Consider the following 25,040-nt stretch of genomic DNA (forward strand, 5'->3'; position numbering starts at 1 on the left):
AGCATGAATATTTTATTCGATGATGAAAAAAAGATTTTTAAAATAGATACCGAACACACAAGTTATGTGATAGCGGTTACGGATGAAGAAGGATTTTTAGGTCACGTTTATTATGGAACAAAGATTTCAGATATGGATGTAAACTATCTGCTTCGCACGGAGGAAAATCCGTTTGTTCCATCTAAAAATAACCGTGACAGAAGTTCTTTTTTGGATACGTTTCCAATGGAATATCCTGGAAATGGTGTCGGAGATTACAGAGAGAGTGCAATTGCAGTAAAAGACGGAAATGGTCATTCTGCTGTGATGCCGCTATATCGTTCTTACAACATAACTCCAGGAAAAGCAAAGATACCAGGACTTCCGGCTGCGTTTGCAAAAGAAGGAGAATGTCTTTCACTGGAAATTGTGTTATACGATGAGGTGCTTTCCTTAGAGGTTACGCTTGTATACACGATTTATGCAGGTTCTGATGTGATGACACGAAGCACAAAGGTCACAAACCGCTCCAAACAGGAGATTACATTGACAAAAGTAATGTCCGCATCCATTGACATGGATGCAGAAGACTATGAGATGCTGTCCTTGCATGGTTCCTGGGCGAGAGAACGTCAGATAGAGCAAAGACCAATCGGATACGGAAAACAGTCAGTAGGTTCCACAAGAGGGGAATCCTCCCACCAGGAACATCCATTTGTTGCATTGGTTTCCAAAGGAGCAACACAGGAAAGCGGCAGAGTTTACGGAATGCATTTTGTCTATTCCGGTAATTTCTTAGCCCAGGTGGAGAAAAACCAGTTTGATTCCCTGCGCATGATGATGGGAATCCACCCACAGGATTTTGCATGGAAATTAGGAGAAAATGAAACGTTTTATGCACCGGAGGCAGTGCTTGTTTATTCTGACCAGGGACTTGGTGCGATGACAAGAAATCTCCATGACTTTTACCGGAATCATATGATTCGCAGTCCTTACAAGAATAAGAAACGTCCAATTTTAATCAACAACTGGGAAGCTACTTATTTCGATTTTGATACAGAAAAACTGATTGCGATTGCAAAAGAAGCAAAAAAATGCGGCATTGAGATGCTGGTTATGGATGATGGCTGGTTTGGCCACCGAAATGACGACAACACCAGCCTGGGTGACTGGCAGGTGAATGAGAATAAAATAAAAGGTGGATTAAAACACCTGGTGGATGAGGTAAATAGGATTGGCCTTGCCTTTGGTATCTGGTTTGAGCCGGAAATGATTTCGCCGGATTCCAATCTGTATCAGAAACATTCAGACTGGGCGATTGCGCTGCCAAATCGTACACCATGCCGTTCCAGAAATCAGTATGTCTTAGACCTCTCCAGAAAAGAGGTAAGGGATTACGTCTACGAAGCGGTTGCATCTGTTTTACGAAGCGCCAACATCGCTTATGTAAAATGGGATATGAACCGTCAGCTGACAGATTTGGGCAGCAATTTCTTAGACGCAGATCATCAGGGAGAATTGATGCATCGTTATGTTTTGGGTGTTTATGAGTTACAGGAACGCCTGATTACAGAATTCCCGGAACTTTTATTGGAAAATTGTTCCGGAGGTGGTGCAAGATTCGACCCAGGTATGTTATACTATAGTCCGCAGATTTGGTGCTCCGATGATACAGACGCAATCGAGCGATTGAAAATCCAAGAAGGTACCGCGCTTATTTACCCACTTTCCACGATGGGAGCGCATGTTTCCGACTGCCCGAACCATACAGTAGGACGTGTGACACCGTTTGAGACAAGAGGAAATGTGGCGTTAGCAGGAACGTTTGGCTATGAGCTTGACATTACCAAGATTCCAGAAGAAGACCGCAATATGATTCCGAAACAGACCGCAATGTACCACAAATACAACGATCTTGTAAGGGAAGGCGATTATTACCGGATTGCATCCTATTCCAGCAATCATGAATATGACTGCTATGAGGTTGTCTCCAAAGATAAAAAGGAAGCATTGGTTACATTTGTGCAGGTTTTGAATCGTCCAAATTGCCATAGCCGCAGAATCCGCTTACAGGGATTGGATGAAAAAGTGCGCTATCAGATAGAAGGAATCGAGGGCAGTTTCTATGGAGATACCCTGATGCATGCCGGTGTGAAGATACCGAATATGTGGGGAGACTTCCAGTCTGTACTGCTCCACTTAAAAGAGGCAGAAAATTAGGAATTTAGCAATAAATACGAGGTGTAAAAATGGCGAAAGCAGTGAAGTTAGCTGATATTGCGGAACGATTATCCGTCAGTACCGTCACAGTTTCAAAGGCGCTCTCCGGGCAAAAAGGTGTCAGCGAGGAGATGCGTAAAAAGATAAAGGATCTTGCAGAAGAATTAGGATACCAGCAGCCTTCTACCAAGACAGCAAAAAAAGAAGGAAAAAGCTACAACATCGGAGTTTTGATTTCAGGAAGATATCTTGATAAATATGACTCTTTTTATTGGCAGATGTATCAGCAGGTAGCGACCAGAGCAGTGGCAAAAGGATGCTTTACACTGATGGAATCGGTCGATGAGAAGAACGAGAAGAATGCAGGTATTCCGGCTTTGGTACAGGAGCAGAAAGCGGATGGTCTGATTGTAATAGGAAGAATGTCAGATGATTATTTAAAAATGCTGAACAAAAAAGCAAACGTTCCATTGTTATACCTTGATTTTTGTACGGAAGACCGAAAGGCAGACGCTGTAATATCGGACAGTTATTACGGAGCATACCGCCTTACGAACTACCTGTTTGATAAAGGGCATCGCAAGATTGCCTATGTAGGAACACTCCGGGCAACGGGATCTATCATGGACCGTTACTTCGGCTATGTGAAATCCATGTTAGAGCATGGTGAAAATGTGAAAGAGGAATGGCTGTTAGAAGACCGTGATTTAGAGACAGGAATGATTGATACGGAGCTTTATATGAAGTTCCCGAAGGATATGCCGACGGCATTTGTCTGCAACTCGGATTTAACGGCAAGTTATCTGATTAAAAAACTTCGTGAAAACGGATACCGGGTTCCGGAAGATATCTCGGTTGCAGGGTATGATAATTACTTATATCCGGGACTCTGTGATATTGCACTCACAACCTATGAGGTAGACATCAAAGAGATGGCAAGATGTGCGATTCATACGATGATTAAAAAATTAAACGGTGAAAGTTACAGACAGGGAATCAACATTGTCGAGGGACATCTGGTGATTCGGGAAAGCGTAACCAAACTGGAAAAATAGAACAGGAATAAGAAAAGACCGCAGGAGAGACATTCTTCTGCGGTCTTTCTTATGTAATAGGGAATTTCGTTCCTATTACACAAAAAATACTCCGCGAGGATTCTTTTTTTATAAAGCAGTACTATCTCACTATAATATGGTTAAATAAGCTAAAAAGATAGGTTTAAAAATTAAGTTAAAATAAAGTAATAAATTAAGCTAAAAAAGAAAAAAGAAAAATTAATTATAAATATTGTATAAAAACAGAGTGCGAATATTGTAGGTAAAGTAGAAAAGCACAAAAACAGACAGAAATCAATTGACTTAGGAGCAAAAAGGGTATATGCTAAAAACAAGCTAAAAAACAACTTAATAAAAGCTTAAAGGGAGGAAGAATTACTATGAAACCAAAAAAAGTTTTAGCGGTATCTTTAGTAGCTACTATGGCAGTCGGAATGATGGCTTGCGGTTCTAAAGATGCAAGCAGCAAGGATGGCAATGCAACTGGAACAGAAACAGGTTCTCAGGCAGAAATGGAAGATGGCGCATTAAATTATGCGGATATCACTTTGGGGGAAGATTACACAGATCTTACTGCCACAATTACTTTCTTTAATCACAGAACAGATATGGATTCTGAAGATTACGGCGGAAAGAATTGGAAAGATTACATTGCGGCATTCAACGAAATGTACCCAAATATCACAGTAAAGGTTTCAACAGACACCAACTATGCAGACGATGCATTGACACATTTACAGTCTGGCGATTATGAAACAGTCGTTATGATTCCTGCAGTTGATAAAGCAGATTTGAGCGAGTACTTCATTCCTTATGGAGACCTCGATACCATGAAGAACGAAATCAACTATGCATCTACATGGGAATACGGTGGACTTGTTTACGGTGTACCTTCAACTGCTACTACACAGGGTATCGTATACAACAAGAAAGTATTTGAAGAAGCTGGTGTAACAGAACTTCCAAAGACACCAGAAGAATTCATCGCTGCTTTACAGGCAATCAAAGATAACACAGATGCAATTCCAATGTACACCAACTACGCAGCAGGATGGACAATGGGTGCATGGGATGCTTACATTGGAAACAATGCAACAGGCGATGTTACATATATGAACCAGAAATTAGTTCATACAAAAGATCCATTCCAGAATTATGGTGATGATACACATGCATATGCAGTATACAAGATTCTTTACGATGCAGTTGCAAATGGATTGATTGAAGATGACTACACAACAACAGACTGGGAAGGTTCTAAGACCAAATTAAACAACGGTGAAATCGGATGTATGGTACTTGGTTCCTGGGCTTACCCACAGATGGAAGCTGCTGGAGATCATGCAGAAGACATCGGATATATGCCATTCCCAATCACTGTAAACGGTGAACAGTATGCATCCGCTGGTGCAGATTACTCTTACGGTATTAACTGCAACGCTTCAAAAGAAGAGCAGGAAGCTGCTATGGTATTTGTAAAATGGATGACAAAAGAATCTGGATTCTCTTACAACGAGGATGGACTTCCAGTAGACGCAGCCAGCACAGGAACAAAACTTTCCTTTGACGGTGTTACATTCCTTGAGGATGAACCAGCTTTAGCAGGTGAGGAAGATTACTTAAACGAGATGAATGCAGAATCTGAATTAAACATCAACAACAGTGGTAACACAAAGATTCAGCAGATTATTGAGCATGCAGCCAACGGAGATGAAACATTCGACGATATTATGGACGAGTGGAATCAGGCTTGGTCAGATGCCCAGGATATGAATGGAATTGATGTAACATATTAAGTAAAAAAAGATGTTCTGCCGTGCCGGGAAACTGGCGCGGCAGAAAAATGAAATGGAGGAAGTGTGACAATGGCAGAAGCGGTTGCAAAAAAGAAAAGTGAAAAGAAGCCGTTTAATTTTGTTAGATGGGCAAAGAGCAGAAAAGGGCAGCAGGTTTTAATCTGCGTAGCATTTATGGTAATTCCACTGCTGTTGCTATTCACATTTACATATTTTCCGTTTGCGGAAATGGTGAAATTCAGTTTTTATAAAATGAAATATTTAACCCCAGTCGATAAAAGACAATTTGTCGGATGGCAGAATTACATTTCGGTATTCAAAAGAGATGACTGTTTTGGAGCTTTAAAATTAAGCGTTTACTACATGGTCGGAGCAATTTTACAGTTGGTAATTGCACTTTATCTGGCAACAATCTTAAGTTTCAAGGTAAAGGGTGGAAACGTATTCAAAGGACTTATGTTTTTCCCATATTTGATTAGTGGTATTGCAATTGGTTTTATTTTTAAGTTTTTCTATACAAGAGGATATGTATTCGACACAATTTTACAATGGATAGGCTTTAATATTGACAATCTTCCATACTGGTTAAAGGATCAGAAAGTAAATAACTGGTCCCTTGTCGCAACATCCGTATGGCGTTATTTCGGACAGAATATGGTTTTATTTATCGGAGCGATTATGTCTGTTGACGCTGATTTATACGAAGCGGCTGAACTGGATGGTGCAAATAAATTTCAGCAGTTTAAACACATTATTCTGCCAAGTATCAAAACAATCGTAACATTAAATGTTATTTTATCAATCACAGGTTCCTTAAGTGCATTCGAGCAGCCATACGTTATCACAAATGGTGCAAATGGAACAGGAACATACTTTGTAATCATGAATACAATTGCACACACAAGCCAGAAGGTTGGTCTTGCAAGTGCGATGGCGGTAGTACTGTTATTGATTATTTTTGCATGTACGATTTTACAGAAGTTGTTCTTCAAATATATTTTCCGCGATGCGAACAGTGAGGATGAGTCCTACAAGGCAAAACGTGCCCGTCTGAAAGCGGAAAAAGAGGCGAAGAAAATGAAAAAGGAGGTAGCATAACATGAGTGAGGCTATCACAAAAAGAAGAAAACATTACTCAGTTGGCGAGATTGTTTGGACAATTGTGAAATATGTATCTTTAATTTTCTTTGGATTATGTGCAGTTGTTCCAATTATCTCCTGCGTGATTACAGCATTTAAGACGGACACTGAGTATGCGCAGACCAATGTTATGACATTACCGGAAAGCTGGTTGAACTTTGACAACTTTGTGAAAGCTTTCACAAGTGCGAACATGGGAAGAGCGTTCTTAAACTCTTTCATTGTTATGGTAAGTGTACTGTTAGTATCCGTTGTCATCGGAACACAGCTTGCTTATGTATTAAACCGATTCAAATTTGTCGGTAATGGTTTGATTCGAAATTTATTCCTTTTTGCATCTTTGCTTCCAGCAGTTGCAATGCAGGTTACAGTGTATAAAATTATGACAACACTTAGCTTTGTCAATCACCTGTATGGTTACATCATCATGATGTGCGGAACTGACGTTATTTCGATTTACATTTTCATCCAGTTCATGGAAAACATTCCGGTTTCTCTGGATGAGTCAGCGATTATTGATGGAGCATCTTACTGGACGATTTATTGGAAAATCATGCTTCCATTATTAAAACCGGCAATCGTAACATCTTGTATTTTAAAAGGTGTAGGTGTTTACAACGAATATTACTGTGCGAACCTGTATTTACAGGATAAGAACTTACATACAATCGCAACTTCCCTTTATACCTTCGTTGGACCGATGGGAAGTCAGTACAACCTGATTTGTGCAGGTGTTATCATTTCCATGCTTCCGGCATTGTTGGTATTCATCTTATGTCAGAAACAGATTTACAGTGGTATTGCAGCAGGAGCAGTAAAAGGTTAAGAAATTAGAAATAAATTAGAACAAAGAAGGAGGAAATGTGATGAACGAAAAAGCAATGCTTGCAAAAGAAGCAAAAGAGCATTTGGTGCAGGACATCATTCCTTTTTGGAAGAGACTAAGAGATGACGAGTACGGCGGATATTATGGCTGGTTGTCTTATGACCTGGTTTTAGATAAAAAGGCTGTGAAGGGCTGCATTTTAAACAGCAGAATTACATGGTTTTTCTCCAACGCATACACGGTATTGAAAAATGCCGGTATGTGTGATGAGAGCTTACTAGATGAGGCAAGACATGGATATACGTTTTTAAAAGAGAAATGTCTGGATAAGGAAAATGGTGGAATATTCTGGTCATTAAAATATGACGGAACACCGGAAGATACAACAAAGCATACTTACAATCAGGCATTTTGCATCTACGCATTATCCTCCTATTTTGAGGCTTCCGGTGACAGAGAAGCATTGGAACATGCTTATGAACTTTTCAACCTGATTGAAGAAAAATGTACGGATGAAATTGGCTATTTAGAGGCATTTACCATTGATTTCAAACCGGAATCCAATGAAAAACTTTCCGAAAACGGAGTTCTTGCAGATAAGACAATGAATACTTTACTTCATGTATTCGAGGCATACACAGAGTTTGTCAGAGTGACAAAATCACTTTCGGATGCATGGGCAAAAGAGGCAAGAGAAAAAGTAGAAAAACGCCTGATGTGGATTATGGATACTTTTGCAGACAAAGTTTACAATCCAAAGCTTCACAGACAGGAAGTCTTTTTCGACAGAGAATATCACAGTATTTTGGACTTACATTCCTATGGACACGACATTGAGACAGCATGGCTGATGGACCGTGGTGTGGAAGTGCTTGGAAGAAGTGACTATGAAGCAAAAATGACGCCGATTACCAAAGATTTGACGGCGCAGATTTACAAGATTGCATTTGATGGAAGATCCCTTGCAAATGAATGTGACCGCGGTGTGGTGAATGAAAACCGCGTCTGGTGGGTACAGGCAGAGACTGTCATCGGATTCTTAAACGGATACGAGAAGGACTCTTCGAAAAAAGAGTATTTAGAGGCAGCCGTAAAGGAATGGAACTTTATCAAAGAGTACGTCATAGATAAACGAAATGGTTCCGAGTGGTTCTGGGAAGTAAACAAAGACGGAAGCCCAATCGAGGGCAGACCGATTGTGGAACCTTGGAAATGTCCATATCACAATGGACGTATGTGCATGGAACTAATCAAACGCTGTGCGGATTAGAGATAGGAGGAGCTATGATTCATAAGAAATATTTTGAATTGTTAGAACAACAAGAACAATTTTTAAATCGTAAAAATAAAAAAAGCGATTTCTATAACGGTGTTTATGACCGTTATGAATATCCGGTTTTGACAAGAGAGCATATTCCACTTACCTGGAGATATGACTTAAATGAAGAGACAAATCCATATTTTATGGAACGCTTAGGAATTAATGCAGTTATGAATTCCGGAGCAATTGAATTAAATGGAAAATATTACTTGGTTGCAAGAATCGAAGGAAACGACAGAAAGTCTTTCTTCGGTGTTGCAGAAAGTGATAATGGAATCGATGGATTCCGTTTCTGGGATTACCCAATTTTATTAGAGGACACCTGCCCGGATGAGACAAATGTTTATGACATGCGTTTAACCAAACATGAGGACGGATATATCTATGGTGTGTTCTGCTCAGAAAGCAAGGATCATTCGGTGAACGACTTGTCCGCAGCAGTTGCAGCAGCAGGAATTGTCCGTACCAAGGATTTAAAACATTGGGAGAGACTGGATAATTTAGTTACCTTAAATTCTCCACAGCAGAGAAACGTTGTGTTACATCCAGAATTTGTAGATGGAAAATATGCATTCTACACAAGACCAATGGATGATTTCATTGAAACCGGAAGCGGCGGAGGAATCGGATTTGGCTTATGTGATGATATTACACATGCAGTCATTGATGAAGAGAAAATGACCAGCCTTCGAAAATATCACACCATCACAGAGGCAAAGAATGGTGCCGGAGCAACTCCAATCAAGACAGAAAAAGGCTGGATTCACATTGCACATGGTGTTCGTAACACAGCAGCAGGACTTCGCTATGTAATTTATGCATTTGCAACAGACTTAAAAGATCCATCTAAAGTAATCGCAGAGCCATCTGGACTTTTGATTGGACCAAGAGGAGAAGAGCGTGTTGGTGATGTCAGCAACGTTGTATTCACAAACGGAGCAATCGTAAATGAGAAGAACGAAGTATTTATTTACTATGCTTCTTCTGACACCAGAATGCATGTTGCAACTACAACCGTAGATAAATTAGTAGATTATGTATTCAACACACCAAAGGACCCATTAAGATCCGTAGAGTGCGTTGCACAAAGATGTGATTTAATCACAAAGAACCTGGAATTATTAAAGGAACATAAAGGAGAATAGAGATGAGCAAATATCAGATGTTAAGCCCTGAGGTACCAAACGTACCTTGGCAGGAACGTCCAGAAGGAATCAAAGATGCTCCAATCTGGAGATATACAGAAAACCCAATTATCGGAAGAAATCCATTAAAAGGGGTTGCAAGAATTTTTAACAGTGCGGTAATGCCTTATGAAGGAGAATTTATCGGAGTATTCCGTGGAGAGCAGACAAATGGTATTCCATACATTTACATGGGAAGAAGTAAAGACGCTATCCACTGGGATTTTGAAGAAAATAAAATTCAGTTTGTCGATGAAGAAGGAAAGCCATTCATGCCGGTTTACGCTTACGACCCAAGACTGGTAAAAGTTGAAGATACCTACTATATCATCTGGTGCCAGGATTTTTACGGCGCAGCAATCGGAATGGCAAAGACAACGGATTTCAAGACATTTACCAGAATTGAGAATCCATTCCTTCCATTTAACAGAAATGCCGTTTTATTCCCAAGAAAAATCAACGGAAACTTCATGTTGTTATCCAGACCGTCTGACAGTGGTCATACACCATTTGGTGATATCTTCGTCAGCGAGAGCCCAGATATGGTTTACTGGGGCAAACACCGCCATGTAATGGGTAAAGGTTCCGAGTGGTGGGAATCCTTAAAAATCGGTGGTGGAGCTGCACCAATCGAGACATCAGAAGGATGGTTATTATTCTACCACGGCGTAAGTGGAACCTGTAATGGTTATGTATATTCTATCGGTGGCGCAATCTTAGATCGCGATAACCCATCGATTGTAAAATATCGTTGTGAAAACTTCCTTTTAACACCAGAAGAGTGGTATGAGGAACGTGGTTTCGTACCAAATGTCTGCTTCCCATGTGCAACCATCCATGATTCTAAGACTGGAAAGATTGCAATCTATTATGGAGCAGCAGATAGTTATGTTGGTCTTGCATTTACAGAACTGGATGAGATTATCGATTATATCAAAGATCACAGCGTTGTAAATAGTACAGATACAGAAATTGGCAGACGTTAATTGTTGTCCTTCCATATTTCTAATTATAAATATTCACTGCACGGAGGCTGCCAATTGGCGGCCTCTCTGTGCAATTAGAAAATGTAAAAAACAGGGGGAAGAAAATGCAGATATTTTCAGATAACGAAAACTTACAATACAGTGGCCGAATTGACTTTGACAATCCAAAGGAACCGGTATTTGTCTATGCGGCAAGCTATGTCAAGATGAATTTTACCGGAAGCACATTAAAGGTAAGAATTTCCAATCAAAAACAATACTGGACGAATTATGTGGGCTATATTCTGGATGGAGAGCAGGGAAAAATCACCCTAAGTGATGAGCCAGGGGAAAAGCTTTATGTGATAGCAGAAAACATGAAAAACGAAAAGCATGAACTGATGCTTTTTAAGAGAATGGATTCCTGTCACATTTTTACGCTTCATGGTTTTGAAGTTGGGGAGGGTGCCACACTTTTCCCGGTGGAAGAAAAACCAAACCGGAGGATTGAGGTGTTTGGAGACAGCGTATCCTGTGGTGAAGTGTCAGAGGCAGTTGAATATGTAGGAAAAGAAGATCCAAAGCATGACGGGGAGTACTCCAACAGCTGGTATTCCTATTCCTGGATGACAGCAAGAAAGTTAGGAGCCGAGCTTCACGATACCTCGCAGGGCGGAATTGCTCTTTTGGATGGAACAGGCTGGTTTTTAGCGCCGGATTACCTTGGAGTGGAGTCCTGCTATGACAAAATCGAATACAACACAGCGTTTGGAACTGTGAAACAGTGGGATTTCAAGAAGTACCAGCCGCAGGTTGTGATTGTGGCAATCGGTCAGAATGACAACCACCCGACAGATGAGATGGCAATCGACTATCACAGTGAAAAATCAAAGCACTGGAGAAAACGTTATCAGGATTTTATTGAAAAACTGATGCAGCTTTATCCAAAGAGCCAGGTGATTTTGACAACAACAATTTTGCGTCACGATAAAAGCTGGGATGAGGCAATTGAAGAAGTTTGTGAAAAAATAAACAATCCGAGGGTGCATCATTTTCTTTACAAAAGAAATGGCTGCGGTACACCGGGACATATAAGGATTCCAGAGGCAGAAGAAATGTCAGAGGAATTAAGCGCCTATATCGAATCACTCGGGGATATCTGGTAAAGAGAGGGGAGAAACATGCAGTATCAATTAGATTATACCAATGCAATTTCCAATCACGGTGATTGGACGAGAATGCAGAACTTAATGGAGCGTGCGAAAGCAGGAGAAAAGTTAATCATCGGATTTTTCGGTGGTTCTATCACAATGGGTTCTTTGTCAAGCACACCACAGACCTGTTATGCCTACCATGTTTACGAATGGTGGTGCAAGACTTTTCCACAGGCAGAATTTACTTATGTGAATGCAGGGATTGGTGCAACAGATTCCCAGTTTGGATGTGCAAGAGCGGAGTCGGATTTGTTACAGTACCAGCCTGATTTTGTGGTTGTGGATTTTTCCGTCAATGACGAGAGCAATGAGCACTATTTTGAGACATACGAAGGTGTGATTCGAAAACTCTATTTTTCAAAAACAAAGCCTGCCGTTTTGCTTTTACATAACGTTTATTACAACAATGGGGCAAATGCGCAGTTGTGGCATGCAAAAGTGGCACGCCAGTATGGAATTCCTGCGGTTAGTATGCAAAGCAGTATTTACCCGGAACTTTTGGCTGGAAGAATTGAAAACCGGGCGATTACACCGGATGACCTTCATCCAAATGATGCCGGACATGAACTTGTCGCATCCGTTATTACTTACGCATTAGAGCAGATGAAAGCTGCCCTGAAGAACGGTGTGGCTGATCCTATAAAAGAAGCAGAAAAGAAAGCACCAATCACACAGAATGCATACGAAGATTCGGTTCGTTACCAGAATAACAGCAATGTTTTTGTGTCCGATGGATTTTTAAAGGATGAAGAGAAGCAAGAGGTGATAACAGATATTTTTAAGAATGGCTGGACGGCAGCGAAGAAGGGCGATCGCATCACATTTGAAGTAGAAGGAAGCTGTATCGGTGTCCAGTACCGGAAAACCATTCAAAAACCGGCGCCGGTTGCAGAGCTTGTCTTAGATGGAGATAAGGAACATGCGGTATTGCTGGATGCCAATTTTGAGGAAACCTGGGGCGATAAATTACAGCTTGCTACTGTGTTAGACCATGGTGAGGCAAAGCTTCATAAGGTAGAGATTACGATAAAAGAGACACATGAAGGTGACAAGCTGCCATTTTATCTGGTATCTGTCATTGCTTCTGGAAAATAGGGAGGAGAAAAGGGATGTTTCAAGACGATTTTGTGTGGGGTGTGGCGAGCAGCGCATACCAGGTAGAGGGAACCGATGCAGAGGATGGCAGAGGAAGAACGGTCTGGGATAAATTCGTAGAGGAAGGAAATATCTACGAAAATCAGAATGCCAGAACCTCCTGCGACCACATGCACCGCTATAAAAGTGACTATGCATTGATGAGAAATCTTGGAATCAAAGCATATCGTTTTTCCATAAACTGGGCAAGAATTCTCCCGGAGGGAACCGGTCCGGTAAATGAGAAAGCGATTGCGATGTACCGCGATATGATTTTAACCATGAAAAAAAATGGAATTACGCCATACCTGACGATGTTTCACTGGGAATTTCCGCAGGCATTGCAGGAAAAAGGCGGCTGGTTAAATGAGGACGTGGTGGAGTGGTTTGGCGAATATGCAAAGGTTGTCGCAGAGAATTTTTCCGATATTTGTGAAAATTTTATCACAATCAATGAACCACAGTGCGTGGTTGGACTTGGTCATTTAAGAGGAGCTCAGGCGCCGGGGTTAAAGCTGTCTGTTCCAGAGACCTTTCAGATTGCGCATAACCTGTTAAAAGCGCATGGCAAGGCAGTCATCAATCTTAGAAAATATGCAAAACAGGAAATCAAGGTAGGATTTGCGCCGACAGGTGGAGTTGCGTATCCGTACACGGACAGCAAAGAAGACATTGGGGCAGCAAAAAAAGTTTATTTTGGATTTTACAATCCGATGGACAACTGGACCTGGAACATTTCCTGGTTTTCAGACCCTGTATTTTTGGGACACTATCCAAAAGAAGGGCTGGAAAAATTCAAAGAATATCTTCCGGTTATCACAAAAGAAGATATGGAGTTGATTCACCAGCCACTCGATTTTATGGGACAGAATATTTACAACGGCTACTATGTGCGAGCAGGAAAAGACGGCGAACCGGAATTTGTAGACCGTGCACCTGGATTTCCAAGGACAGCGAACAACTGGCCGATTACACCAAGGGCATTTTACTATGGAATCAAGTTTTTGACAGAGCGCTATCCGCTTCCACTCTACATTACGGAAAATGGAATGGCTTGCCATGACACCGTAGGAAGTGATGGAAGAGTGCATGATACGGATCGCATCAATTTCCTGGATTCTTATATTGGCGCAATGCAAAAGGCGTATGAGGAAGGCGCAAATATCAAAGGATATTTCCTGTGGACATTTTTAGATAATTTTGAGTGGACCGAAGGCTATAAGGATCGGTTTGGAATTGTATATGTTGATTTTCAGACACAAAGACGTATCGTAAAAGATTCTGCGTTGTGGTACCAGAAAGTTATGGAGACGAATGGAGAAAGCTTATCGATGAATCAGACGACAAAAGAAATTTTATTTTTAAATCCGGTTTGCACCCACAATATCTGGGGAGGCACAAGATTAAGAGAGGATTTTGGCTATCCGGTAGAAGGAAATGACTTAGGAGAATGCTGGGGAATTTCAGCACATCCAAACGGAGATGGAACCTTAAGAGATTGTTCTTATCAAGGCTGGAAATTATCCGAATTGTGGGAAAAACACCCGGAAATTTTCGGAAATGTGGAAAGTGACCGTTTCCCGCTTTTGATTAAAATTATTGATGCAAAGGATGATTTGAGTATTCAGGTGCATCCAAATGATGCCTATGCAAAGGAACATGAGAACGGCTCCCTTGGAAAAATGGAATGTTGGTATATCTTAGACTGCAAAGAAAATGCAACAATCGTCATCGGACACAACGCGAAGACCAAAGAAGAACTCCGCCAGATGATTGAAGAAGGAAGATGGAGTGATTTCATCCGTGAGGTTCCAATCAAAAAAGGAGATTTCTTACAGATTGATCCTGGAACCGTGCATGCCATCAAAGGCGGAACCTTGATTTTAGAGACACAGCAAAACAGTGATATTACCTATCGTGTGTATGATTACGACCGTCTTTCCAATGGAAAACCAAGAGAATTACACATTGAAAAGAGTATTGACGTCATCACCGTTCCTGCAAAATCCGTTGCAGACAGTGTGAAGTCCGCAGAAAATCTTCCGGTGAACCAGCTGAACGAACTGTATGCGTGCCAGTATTATCATGTATACAAGATGGAAGTATCGGGAAGCATGAGTTTTGAACAGGACAAACCATTTTTTAATATGACAGTGACAGAAGGCGACGGCATTGTCAATGGACAGCCGGTGAAAAAAGGTGATCATTTTATTCTTCCAAACGGATTTGGAACGGTAGAGTTGCAGGGTGAGATGCAGATTATTGCGTCAACCATATAATTACGGGCTGTAAACGAATACAAAAAAGACTGATTTGTAAAAAAATCGGTCTTTTTTTTGTGCAAAAAGGGCGTAAATATGCCCCAAAAGGCTCCTCTGTTGTAAACGTTTTCAAACAAGCAAATTGATGTGGACAGATGAATCCGATAAGATAGCAACAACAAAACAAAGTGCTGTAGCCGCTGGAAAGGCATAGGCTTGCAAAGCCGAAGTTGTTGGTTCGAATCCAACCAGTACTGCTTGTTTATGAAAATAAACATAGATTATGGAGAAAGAGGAGAAAAAGATTATGGGAAAATTATTTACGTCAGAATCAGTAACAGAAGGACATCCAGATAAGATTGCCGATCAGATTTCAGATGCAATCTTAGATGCCTTGCTTGAACAGGATCCATATTCAAGGGTTGCAGCGGAAACAACCGTAGCAACAGGAATTGCATTAGTCGTTGGAGAAATTACAACGAATGCATATGTGGATATTGCAAAAATTGCAAGAGAAACCATTAAGGAAATCGGATATGTAAACAATGTGGATGGATACAATGCAAATTCAATTGCAGTACTTACTTCCATTGATGAACAGTCAGCGGATATTGCACTTGGTGTTGATAAGGCGTATGAATCAAAGCAGGATGGAGTAACGGAAGATTTTGGAACGGGTGCAGGAGATCAGGGAATCATTTTTGGATACGCAACGGATGAGACACCGGAGTATCTTCCACCGGCTATCTCATTTGCACACAGACTTACAAGGCAGCTCACAAAGGTGAGAAAAGATGGAACGCTTCCATATCTTAGACCGGATGGAAAGTCACAGGTAACCGTAGAATTTGAGGAAGATGGCAAGACCGTAAAGCGTATACATACAATTGTAATCTCCACGCAGCATGCAGAGGAAGTAACACTCGAACAAATCAGGAAGGATATTCTTACCTATGTGATTAAACCGGTCATTCCAGAGGAACTTTTAGATGAAGATACAATATATTATGTAAATCCAACAGGCAGATTTGTAATTGGAGGACCACAAGGAGATTCTGGACTTACGGGAAGAAAAATTATTGTTGATACCTATGGTGGAACGGGACGCCATGGAGGTGGAGCATTTTCAGGAAAGGACCCGACAAAGGTAGACAGATCAGCAGCATATGCAGCAAGATGGGTTGCAAAGAACCTAGTGGCTGCGGGAGTTGCAAAGAGACTCGAAGTTGAACTTGCGTATGCAATTGGAGTTGCAAAACCAGTCTCGATTGCAGTTGAGACTTTTGGAACAGCCACAATTACAGAGGAGAAAATCGTAGAAATTATTGAAAAAGTATTTGATCTTCGGCCGGCAGCCATTATTGATGCACTAAATCTTAGAAGACCTATCTACAAGCAGACAGCAGCATATGGACATTTCGGCAGGACAGATATCGACCTTCCGTGGGAGCATCTTGATAAGGTGGAAGAGATTAAGAAATACCTGTAAGGGAACCGTAATAAGAGAACATATCAGAAATGGACTGGTCAGTGGATAAAAGATTCGGAGGAAATAAGCGTGGTAAAGGTAGAAAAAGATATTCATTGGAGAGAAAAAGAACTGAGTATAAAAGAAGTAATAGAAAAGTATCCAGAAGTTTCCCCATTTGTGATTATTAAGACAGATGCACAACGAAGGGGTGTAACGTATACACAGAAAGCTTTGGAGCGTGTTGATGAAAACGTGCATCAGCTGGTTCACAGGGGATTTTCAGGAGAAAAAAATGATAAGACACCATTTTCCTTACTGCTTAGAGATGGAACAAGCGTTCTGACAGGCGGAGCAGCAGGGTTTGGAAAAAGAGATCCGTTGGTTGTAGATGTGGTAGATGACAAAATTGTTCTGACAGATAATAGAGAAGTATTAGAAGAGGTATCCTATTGGGAAAAACCTGATTTTTATGAGAAATTCACAAGCAGTGGTGAACCAATGTGGCATGTTGCATGGGCAAGACCACAGAGAATCGATTTGAATCCACATCAGTATTGCCAGTTTTGGAATACGCCAGGGCATGGATGTAAGTACTGCTCCATCGCTGCTACTTATAAAAGCAGTGATAAGCCACAGTATGTCAATCTGGATGACATAGAAGAGACGGTAAAGGAAGCCTTAAAGCAGCCTGGACGATTTACCAGTATCTTTCTTACGGGTGGAACCATCTTAAGTGGAAAGGAATTGCTGGATGATGAAGTAGATTTGTATATCAATATTTTGCAGAGAATCGGAAAAAATTTTGGCGGAAAAAGATTCCCAAGTCAGCTGATTGGTACTGCGTTTAACCGAAGACAACTGCAAAGAATACATGATGAAACAGGGTTAATGAGCTACACGGCAGATATAGAAGTATTAAATGCAGAATTGTTTGACTGGATTTGCCCGGGTAAATCAGCCAAAATCGGATACGAGGAATGGAAAGACAGACTTTATCAGGCAGTTGATATTTTTGGCAAAGGATATGTAAATACAGGTCTTGTTGCAGGTGTCGAGATGGCAAAACCAAAGGGCTTTATTTCCGAAGAGGAATCTTTGGGAAAAGTTTTAGAAGAGGCAGAAGAACTTTGCCGGCATGGAGTAGCACCTGTTGGCTGCGTCTGGACAGTGGCACCAGGTTCCATTTTCTTTAAGCAGGAAACACCATCCCTAGAATACTATGTCCGTTTGGCAAAAGGATTTGATGGATTACGAAGAAAATATGACATAAGTGTGGATATGGACAATTACAGAAGATGTGGAAATCATCCGGACAGTGATTTATCAAGAGTATAGGAGGTTGTGGAAGAATGGCAGCAGCATTAGAACAGAAAGTAGTGGAACTTTTAAATGATGTCAACAGTGTAAAAGTTCTTGCAACGACAGATAAAGAGGGAAATCCTCATGTTACATTTAAAAATTCGATAAGAGCAAGAGAGGATGGATATATCCAATATTGGGAGTTGATTGAGACTTCAGGGACCAATAAAAATATGGTAAATAGTATCTGGTTTCACAAACAGGTGGCAATTAATGTATATGCGGATGGAGTGAGTTACCAGATTAAGGGAATACCATACAAAGCAATTATCTCCGGGAAAGAATTCGAGGAGGCATATAAACAGGTCCGGGAAAGATTTGAAGATGGAGATTTGTCAACGGTCTGGCTGATTGAACCGTTGCAGATTACGGAGGAAACCTTTCAAAAACGCAAGACACAGGAGGAAGAACAACACCCTATTTTGAAACATTTAGACAGATTATTGGAAAAGGAATAAAGAAAAGAAGAGGAGATTTCGTATGAAAAAGATAAAGTTTTTGAGTGCATTATTCGTCATTACCTTATTGGCTGGGATTGTGACCGGATGCGCTAAGAAAGTGGAGAATACAAGTACAAATGAAAGTGAAGCTAGTACTGCAGGCGAACAAAAAGATAAGACAGCTTCAAACGTGGATAGCAATTCGAAAAAAGAGAAGGTTACGGTAAGACTTGCGGACATGAGTGTCTATGGGATAGCAATATTCAATTATGCAGATAAAATAGGGCTTCTTGACGGATATTTTGACGACCTAAAGGATTATGATGTGACAGTCGAACTTTCAGAGTGGGCAAGTGGTGTTGACCAGAATACGGCATTTGCGGCAAAACAGATTGATTTTTCAAGTATGGGAAATATCCCGGCGGTATCAGGGGCAAGCAGTGGTTTTGGCACCAAAATAATTGCGGTTAATTATTTGTATGATGATGAGTATGTTCTTGTGGCAAGAGAAGGCTCCAATGTGAAAAAAGTTGAGGATTTGAAAGGAAAAAATGTAGGAACATATGTGGGGACCGTTACCCATTATGCTGTGGCAAAGTATCTTGAGAATGCCGGACTTACGGTGGATGATGTAAATTTGCTGAATGTAGCATCAGAAACAGCGACCTCTCTTAGAAATGGGGATATTGATGCCGGCGTACTTGGAAATGTTGTAGCACATCAAATAGAAGAAGAGGGAGCTGGCTATATTCTGTCAGAGGATAAGATACCAATTTACAATTATGTTGTAGGAAGAACGGAATTTGCGGAACAATATCCAGAGATTACGGTTCGTGTTCTTCAGCTGATTAATGATACCTGGGATTATGCACTGGAACATCAACAGGAGTATATGGAATTTTATGCAGGTGTATCAGGTACCGACCTTGCTACCGTTGAAGCATCCTGGAAAGATAATTTTCCTGTCAAATCAGCAAAGGATTTTGATACAAGCGATTATGATGCATATCTCGAATTGGTTGACTGGATGAAAGGGATTGAATACATTGGCGCGGATGTAAATCCGGATGATTTGCTGGATCTTTCTTATGTGAGACAGCTGAAAAAATAAATAGTATTCGAGAAATATTGCCATAAGTCGGGCTTTAAGAGGTGTGTTGAATGATAGGTTATGAGAAAGAAAAAGAGACGAATACAAAAACAGAGAGAGTGAAAAATTTTATACTTGCCATAATATTACCTGTTTTACTCTTGATTCTGTGGGAGTGGAACGTTTCCAAAGGAGTATTAAATGGAAATGTTGTTCCGGCACCGACAACATTATGGAACACATTTTTGGGGCTGGTTACATCGGGAAAGCTGCTAGAAGGGCTTGCAGTGAGCTTTCAGCGTGTTTTGATTGGATTTGTAATAGCAAGCTTTCTGGGAATTGGAATCGGATTTTTAATGGGATTGTTTTTGCCATTTCAGAAAGCGATGTCATCCTTGGTCAATATTTTACGGCCTATCCCGACCATTGCATTGGTACCAATATTCATAATTGTATTAGGTGTAGGTGAGGCTACCAATATTTCGATTATTATGATAGGAGCTGTCTGGTCAATATTATTAAATACGACAGCGGGAGTTATGAGTGTAGACCGGAAACTGATGGAATTAGCGTATGTGTATCGGCTGCCCAAAAGAGACATTATTTTCCGCATTGTGCTTCCATCCGCAATGTATAGCATTATTACAGGTTTGCGTTTAGGAATTGCCGGTGCGTGGATGAGCGTGGTGGCTGCCGAGATGATTGGAGCAACAAGTGGAATCGGATATATGATTATGTTTGCAAAATCGCTTGCGCAGGCAGCCAACATGTACGTTTTGGTAATCGTAATCGGTGTGATAGGGTTCCTGATAGATAAAATTCTGCAATTTTTCCAAAATCAGGTAAGAAGAAAGTTTTGTGGGATTTTGAATTAACCGGAAAGGCATGATGAATATGGAAAAGGATGAAACAATACTTAGTGTCAGACATGCAAAGAAAGATTTTGTGATTGGAAACGAAATCGTAAATGTGCTAGGAGACATTAATCTGGAGATAAAGAAAGGAGAATTTGTGTCAATTGTAGGCTCTAGCGGATGTGGAAAAAGCACCTTGCTGAAATTGATTACATCCCTGGAGAATCTCACGGATGGAGAGATTTTGATAGAGAATGAGCCGGTAATGGGACCATCTGAAAAATGTAGTATGATATTTCAGGAGGCAAGACTTTTTCCATGGTTGTCCGTGGAAAAGAATATTGAATTTACCATTCCGAAAAATGTGCCCAAAAAGGAACGGAAAGAAAGGGTCAAATCCCATATTGAACTGGTCGGATTAGGAGGATTTGAAAATGCCGTGCCCGCCCAGCTTTCTGGGGGAATGCAGCAGCGTGTGAGTATAGCAAGAGCACTGGCTGCCAAACCTGAAATCTTGTTACTGGATGAACCTTTTGGAGCATTAGATGCTTTTACCAGAATCAATATGCAAGAAGAAACGCTTCGCATATGGGAAAAGGAGAAAACGACCATGTTATTGGTCACACATGATATTGATGAGGCAATTTATCTAAGCGACAGAATCATTGTGTTATCTGCAAAGCCAGGACTTGTGAAAGCAGATATTAAGATAAACCTTCCAAGACCTCGGGAACGCAGTGGGGAAGCATTTATGCAGATACGGCGTAAGGTCATGATGGAATTGTTTGAAAAAAAGAATTCACAGCATGATATAGAATACTATATTTAGAACCAGCTTGGTCCGGATGAACAAAATTTTTATACTGACTGTAAACGTTTACAGAAAATTATGTTGAGTATGACACTGACAATGGATATACTGAAAATAGTAAATCAAACCAATGAAAAAAAGCTTGTGGAACATCCATCACTGCTAGAAGATGGTGTCATTATTTAGCGAGGTAATAACATGTCAATCAAAAAAATAGCAAAATTAGCAGGGGTTTCAACAGCAACAGTATCAAGGGTGTTGAATAATCCGGACTACCATTGTCAGGATGCCGGGGCGAGAGACCGAATATGGAAGGCTGCAATGGAGATAAATTATACACCAAATGAAGCAGCAAGAAATCTGAAAAGGGGTCAGATACAGATTGAGAAAACACGTTATATTCATGTGTTGATGACAAGAACGGAACGCAACAATGCGGATCCATTTTTTTCAGAGATGCTGCATGTGGTGGAATCTGAAATTCATAAACAGATGCATATTTTATCCAAGGTATGGTATATGTCTCTGTTTTCCGATGACAGACAGTGCCGACTGAAAAATCTGACAAAAATTGTAGATGAGTTGTACGAAGAGACAGAGGGAAAATGCGATGGCCTTATCATTATTGGAAGATGTAATGTGGAGGCATTAAAGAAAATAAAACGCCGGTTTGTTAATGTTGTTTCGATTAATCGGAATTCTACAAATTTTGAAGTCGACGAAGTGACTTGTGATGGAAAAAAGATAGCAGAAAAAGCAACTGAGTATTTGATTGAACTGGGACATACGGAAATTGGGTATGTAGGGGAATGCCGCCACGAAAAAAGATATCAAGGATATGTTGATGCGATGAAAAAGCACGGCCTGGAGCCAGCTGTTTCCTATATATATGAAACAAAACAGACGGAAGAAGCAGGTTATGAGGTGATGCAAAAAATCTTAAAAACGGAATATTGGCCAACGGGCATTTACTGTGCAAATGATATTACCGCAATTGGGATGTTAAAGGCATTACGAAAATCCAGAAAAAAACACATTACCATTTCGATTGTATCGAGTGATGATATTGAACAGGCACAGTACACGATACCTATGCTCACAACCGTAGCATTACCAAAGTATGAGATGGGAAAATTTGCTGTTTCACTTTTGCTGGATCGAATCAATAAGGAGCATAGCTCTGTGATTACAATGGAGTTTGAAGGACAATTAAAAATTCGGGAAAGTTGTTCTGATCTGAAGGATAGCAGTATCGCTTACTATATTTAAAAAATGTTATAAGAAATAATGATAAGTAATAATAAGTGAACAGCGATATATAAGTATTAATATTAAGGAAGGAATATCGATATGAAACAGATTATTCACAATGCCAAGGAGCTTATTGGAAATACACCGCTTATGGAAACTCACAATTATATGAAAGCTGTGCAGATTGAAAATGCTACCATTTTAGCGAAGTTAGAATATCTAAATCCGGCAGGGTCTGTAAAAGACAGAATCGCAATCGCTATGATAGAAGATGCGGAAAAAAAAGGTAAATTAAAGTCGGAATCTACGATTATAGAGCCGACAAGTGGAAATACAGGAATTGGACTTGCAGCGGTGGCAGCCGCAAAAGGGTACCGAATCATTTTAACCATGCCAGAGACAATGAGTATCGAAAGAAGAAACTTACTGAGAGCCTATGGTGCTGAGATAGAATTGACAGAGGGGCGCAAGGGTATGAAAGGAGCGATTGAGCGGGCCGAAGAACTGAGGGAGACAATTCCAAACTCTGTGATACTAGGGCAGTTTGATAATCCAGCGAATCCTGAAATTCACAGGAAGACAACGGGACCTGAGATTTGGAGACAGACAGATGGAAAAGTGGATATTTTTGTGGCTGGTGTTGGAACAGGAGGCACGATTACCGGCATTGGAGAATATCTAAAGAGTCAGAATCCCAATATAAAAGTTGTGGCTGTGGAGCCAGCAAGCAGCGCGGTATTGTCTGGAAAAAAGGCTGGCATACATAAAATCCAGGGAATAGGAGCAGGATTTATGCCATCCATATTAAATCAAAACATATACGATGAAGTATTGGCAATCGATAACGATGACGCCTTTGAGGAGGGAAGACGATTTGCAGTAAGCGAAGGAATTTTAGTCGGAATTTCGTCTGGAGCAGCACTCAAAGCGGCATGTATTCTTGCGGAAAGAAAAGAGAATGAGGGCAAAAATATTGTAGTATTATTGCCGGATTCCGGGGATCGCTATTTGTCAACACCACTTTTTGACTGATTACCGGAACACCCATTTTTCTTTTCTTTTGATATTTTGTAAGGATGCAACGGTCATAACTGCTGAAACTAATTGAAATACCCCCAATTTTATGATAGTATGAAAACGATATTGAAACTAATTTTAATATGTAAGAAAGGCGGCAAGCCCTTATAAATAGGAGGTAAAAGAAAGTGGAAGCATATAAGCAGGAATTTATTGAATTTATGGTAGAAAGTGATGTTTTAAAGTTTGGAGAATTTACCTTAAAGAGTGGTCGTAAATCTCCTTTTTTTATGAATGCAGGAGCTTACGTGACAGGTTCTCAGCTTATGAGATTGGGTGAATATTATGCAAAAGCGATTCATGAGACATACGGAGATGATTTTGATGTACTCTTTGGACCTGCTTACAAAGGTATTCCAATCAGCGTTGTGACAGCCGTTGCATTCAGCAAATTATATGGAAAAGAAGTTCGTTACTGTTCAGACCGAAAAGAAGAAAAAGACCACGGTGCAGATAAGGGATGCTTCCTTGGAAGTACATTAAAAGATGGCGACAGAGTTGTCATGATTGAGGATGTTACTACTTCCGGTAAATCCATGGAAGAGACAGTACCAAAGGTAAAAGGTGCTGCAAACGTTGAAATCATCGGTCTTATGGTATCTTTAAACCGTATGGAAAAAGGTCTTGGCGGCAAGAAGAGTGCCTTAGAAGAGATTAAAGAAAAATATGGATTTGATGCAAATGCAATCGTTAGCATGGAAGATGTAGTGGAGCACTTATATAACCGTCCATGTCAGGGAAAAATAGTAATTGATGATACGATGAAGAAAGCGATTGACAATTACTATGCAGAATATGGAGTTAACTAGAAAAAAGCGGCGCATTGTCGCATGGTTTCTATTTTTGGTTTATTTTACAGTTTTGTTTTACTTTTTATTTTTTTCAGAATCGTTAGGAAGGGGATTTTCGGAGCGGGAATACCAGTATAATCTGGTTCCGCTCAAGGAAATCGGTCGTTTTTTGAAATATGCACACATATTAGGGAAAAAAGCAGTCTGGTTGAATCTTGCAGGAAATGTCATTGCATTCATGCCGTTCGGCTTTTTTCTTCCTGCTTTTTCGAGAAGATGCAAGGAAATCTGGTATGTGCTGTTATATAGCTTTGAACTTAGCCTTTTGGTGGAAACGATTCAGTTAGTTACAAAAGTAGGCAGTTTTGATGTGGATGATCTGCTTTTAAATACCATAGGTGGAGTCTGTGGATATCTTGTATATGGAAGTTTGCAAAAGATCAGGAGAAAATGGAATGTCAACAAGAAGACGCAGAAAAGGGAGTTATAAATTTACAGAAAAAAAGCAATCCAAACGAGGCATTTTTGCATTGATACTTGCCATCATCTCAATCGTATGCTTGTGTGTGGTGGTCGTCGAGTCGTCTAGTGCAGGCGGGAATGGAACGATGTATTTAGGAAGCATTGGTGTCGCATCCATGCTTTTGGCATTGGTTGCATTGGTGTTTGCCATAAAAAGTATGTTTGAGGAAGAGTCGTTTAAACTTTTTCCATATTTAGGACTTGGAAGTTCGATTTTTGCAAGTGCGGTCTGGGTTGTGCTTTATATTGTGGGAATTGTAATCGGATAGGAAAGGATTG

22 protein-coding genes and 1 tRNA gene are annotated in these 25,040 nt (G+C 40.5%); all 23 read left to right on the forward strand.

The annotated features are described in order from the left end of the window. Positions 1-3 precede the first annotated feature (3 nt). The 23 genes from BIV16_RS01890 (at position 4) to BIV16_RS02000 (ending at position 25,030) form a co-directional block, all read left to right on the forward strand. Positions 4-2,199 (forward strand): alpha-galactosidase, encoded by a 2,196-nt coding sequence (locus tag BIV16_RS01890; RefSeq protein ID WP_075679596.1) that lies wholly within the window; start codon positions 4-6, stop codon positions 2,197-2,199. Positions 2,200-2,228: 29 nt separating this feature from the next. Then, a complete protein-coding gene (locus tag BIV16_RS01895; RefSeq protein ID WP_075679595.1) occupies positions 2,229-3,254 on the forward strand; it encodes a LacI family DNA-binding transcriptional regulator in 1,026 nt (341 codons plus the stop codon). Positions 3,255-3,634: 380 nt separating this feature from the next. Further along, positions 3,635-5,050 (forward strand): ABC transporter substrate-binding protein, encoded by a 1,416-nt coding sequence (locus BIV16_RS01900; RefSeq protein WP_075679594.1) that lies wholly within the window; start codon positions 3,635-3,637, stop codon positions 5,048-5,050. Between the two features lie 69 nt (positions 5,051-5,119). Beyond that, the gene (locus tag BIV16_RS01905; protein ID WP_075679593.1) at positions 5,120-6,148 is read left to right on the forward strand and encodes a carbohydrate ABC transporter permease; all 1,029 of its coding nucleotides are present in this window, start codon (positions 5,120-5,122) and stop codon (positions 6,146-6,148) included. A 1-nt stretch (position 6,149) separates the two neighbouring features. Beyond that, the gene (locus BIV16_RS01910) at positions 6,150-7,016 is read left to right on the forward strand and encodes a carbohydrate ABC transporter permease (RefSeq protein WP_075679592.1); all 867 of its coding nucleotides are present in this window, start codon (positions 6,150-6,152) and stop codon (positions 7,014-7,016) included. A gap of 40 nt (positions 7,017-7,056) precedes the next feature. Next, positions 7,057-8,286 carry an AGE family epimerase/isomerase gene (locus tag BIV16_RS01915; RefSeq protein WP_075679591.1) on the forward strand — a complete coding sequence of 410 codons (1,230 nt, stop codon included), beginning with the start codon at positions 7,057-7,059 and terminating at the stop codon, positions 8,284-8,286. Positions 8,287-8,300: 14 nt separating this feature from the next. Continuing rightward, a complete protein-coding gene (locus BIV16_RS01920) occupies positions 8,301-9,482 on the forward strand; it encodes a glycoside hydrolase family 130 protein (RefSeq protein ID WP_075679590.1) in 1,182 nt (393 codons plus the stop codon). Positions 9,483-9,484: 2 nt separating this feature from the next. Then, positions 9,485-10,507: a glycoside hydrolase family 130 protein gene (locus BIV16_RS01925; RefSeq protein WP_075679589.1), complete on the forward strand. Its 1,023-nt coding sequence runs from the start codon at positions 9,485-9,487 to the stop codon at positions 10,505-10,507. Between the two features lie 104 nt (positions 10,508-10,611). Beyond that, positions 10,612-11,652, forward strand: a complete 1,041-nt coding sequence (locus tag BIV16_RS01930) for an electron transporter RnfD (RefSeq protein WP_075679588.1) — start codon at positions 10,612-10,614, stop codon at positions 11,650-11,652. Positions 11,653-11,667: 15 nt separating this feature from the next. Then, positions 11,668-12,795 (forward strand): SGNH/GDSL hydrolase family protein, encoded by a 1,128-nt coding sequence (locus BIV16_RS01935; RefSeq protein ID WP_075679587.1) that lies wholly within the window; start codon positions 11,668-11,670, stop codon positions 12,793-12,795. Positions 12,796-12,809: 14 nt separating this feature from the next. Beyond that, complete coding sequence (locus tag BIV16_RS01940; protein WP_075679586.1) at positions 12,810-15,113, forward strand: GH1 family beta-glucosidase; 2,304 nt, start codon at positions 12,810-12,812, stop codon at positions 15,111-15,113. Between the two features lie 169 nt (positions 15,114-15,282). Next, positions 15,283-15,352 (forward strand) — tRNA-Cys (locus BIV16_RS01945). A 50-nt stretch (positions 15,353-15,402) separates the two neighbouring features. After that, positions 15,403-16,584, forward strand: a complete 1,182-nt coding sequence (metK, locus tag BIV16_RS01950) for a methionine adenosyltransferase (protein WP_075679585.1) — start codon at positions 15,403-15,405, stop codon at positions 16,582-16,584. 69 nt (positions 16,585-16,653) lie between these two features. Beyond that, complete coding sequence (locus BIV16_RS01955) at positions 16,654-17,901, forward strand: radical SAM protein (protein WP_242940330.1); 1,248 nt, start codon at positions 16,654-16,656, stop codon at positions 17,899-17,901. Between the two features lie 14 nt (positions 17,902-17,915). Continuing rightward, positions 17,916-18,383 (forward strand): pyridoxamine 5'-phosphate oxidase family protein, encoded by a 468-nt coding sequence (locus tag BIV16_RS01960; protein WP_075679584.1) that lies wholly within the window; start codon positions 17,916-17,918, stop codon positions 18,381-18,383. A 22-nt stretch (positions 18,384-18,405) separates the two neighbouring features. Further along, the gene (locus BIV16_RS01965; protein WP_075679583.1) at positions 18,406-19,476 is read left to right on the forward strand and encodes an ABC transporter substrate-binding protein; all 1,071 of its coding nucleotides are present in this window, start codon (positions 18,406-18,408) and stop codon (positions 19,474-19,476) included. Positions 19,477-19,526: 50 nt separating this feature from the next. Continuing rightward, a complete protein-coding gene (locus tag BIV16_RS01970) occupies positions 19,527-20,330 on the forward strand; it encodes an ABC transporter permease (RefSeq protein WP_075679582.1) in 804 nt (267 codons plus the stop codon). Positions 20,331-20,349: 19 nt separating this feature from the next. Next, positions 20,350-21,138, forward strand: coding sequence for an ABC transporter ATP-binding protein (locus BIV16_RS01975; protein ID WP_173664533.1), 789 nt, complete (start codon positions 20,350-20,352; stop codon positions 21,136-21,138). 180 nt (positions 21,139-21,318) lie between these two features. Continuing rightward, the gene (locus tag BIV16_RS01980; protein WP_075679580.1) at positions 21,319-22,389 is read left to right on the forward strand and encodes a LacI family DNA-binding transcriptional regulator; all 1,071 of its coding nucleotides are present in this window, start codon (positions 21,319-21,321) and stop codon (positions 22,387-22,389) included. A gap of 81 nt (positions 22,390-22,470) precedes the next feature. Then, entirely contained in the window at positions 22,471-23,403 is a 933-nt protein-coding gene (gene cysK / locus BIV16_RS01985) for a cysteine synthase A (protein ID WP_075679579.1), read from the forward strand. A gap of 173 nt (positions 23,404-23,576) precedes the next feature. Further along, entirely contained in the window at positions 23,577-24,257 is a 681-nt protein-coding gene (pyrE, locus tag BIV16_RS01990; RefSeq protein WP_075679578.1) for an orotate phosphoribosyltransferase, read from the forward strand. Next, complete coding sequence (locus tag BIV16_RS01995; protein WP_143524720.1) at positions 24,244-24,729, forward strand: VanZ family protein; 486 nt, start codon at positions 24,244-24,246, stop codon at positions 24,727-24,729. The genes pyrE and BIV16_RS01995 overlap by 14 nt, the downstream gene beginning before the upstream one ends. Next, positions 24,695-25,030, forward strand: coding sequence for a DUF6142 family protein (locus BIV16_RS02000; RefSeq protein WP_075679576.1), 336 nt, complete (start codon positions 24,695-24,697; stop codon positions 25,028-25,030). Before BIV16_RS01995 ends, BIV16_RS02000 begins: the two co-directional genes overlap by 35 nt. The last annotated feature ends 10 nt before the right edge of the window (positions 25,031-25,040 follow it).

This window comes from Roseburia sp. 831b (assembly GCF_001940165.2).
Taxonomy (GTDB): domain Bacteria; phylum Bacillota; class Clostridia; order Lachnospirales; family Lachnospiraceae; genus Roseburia.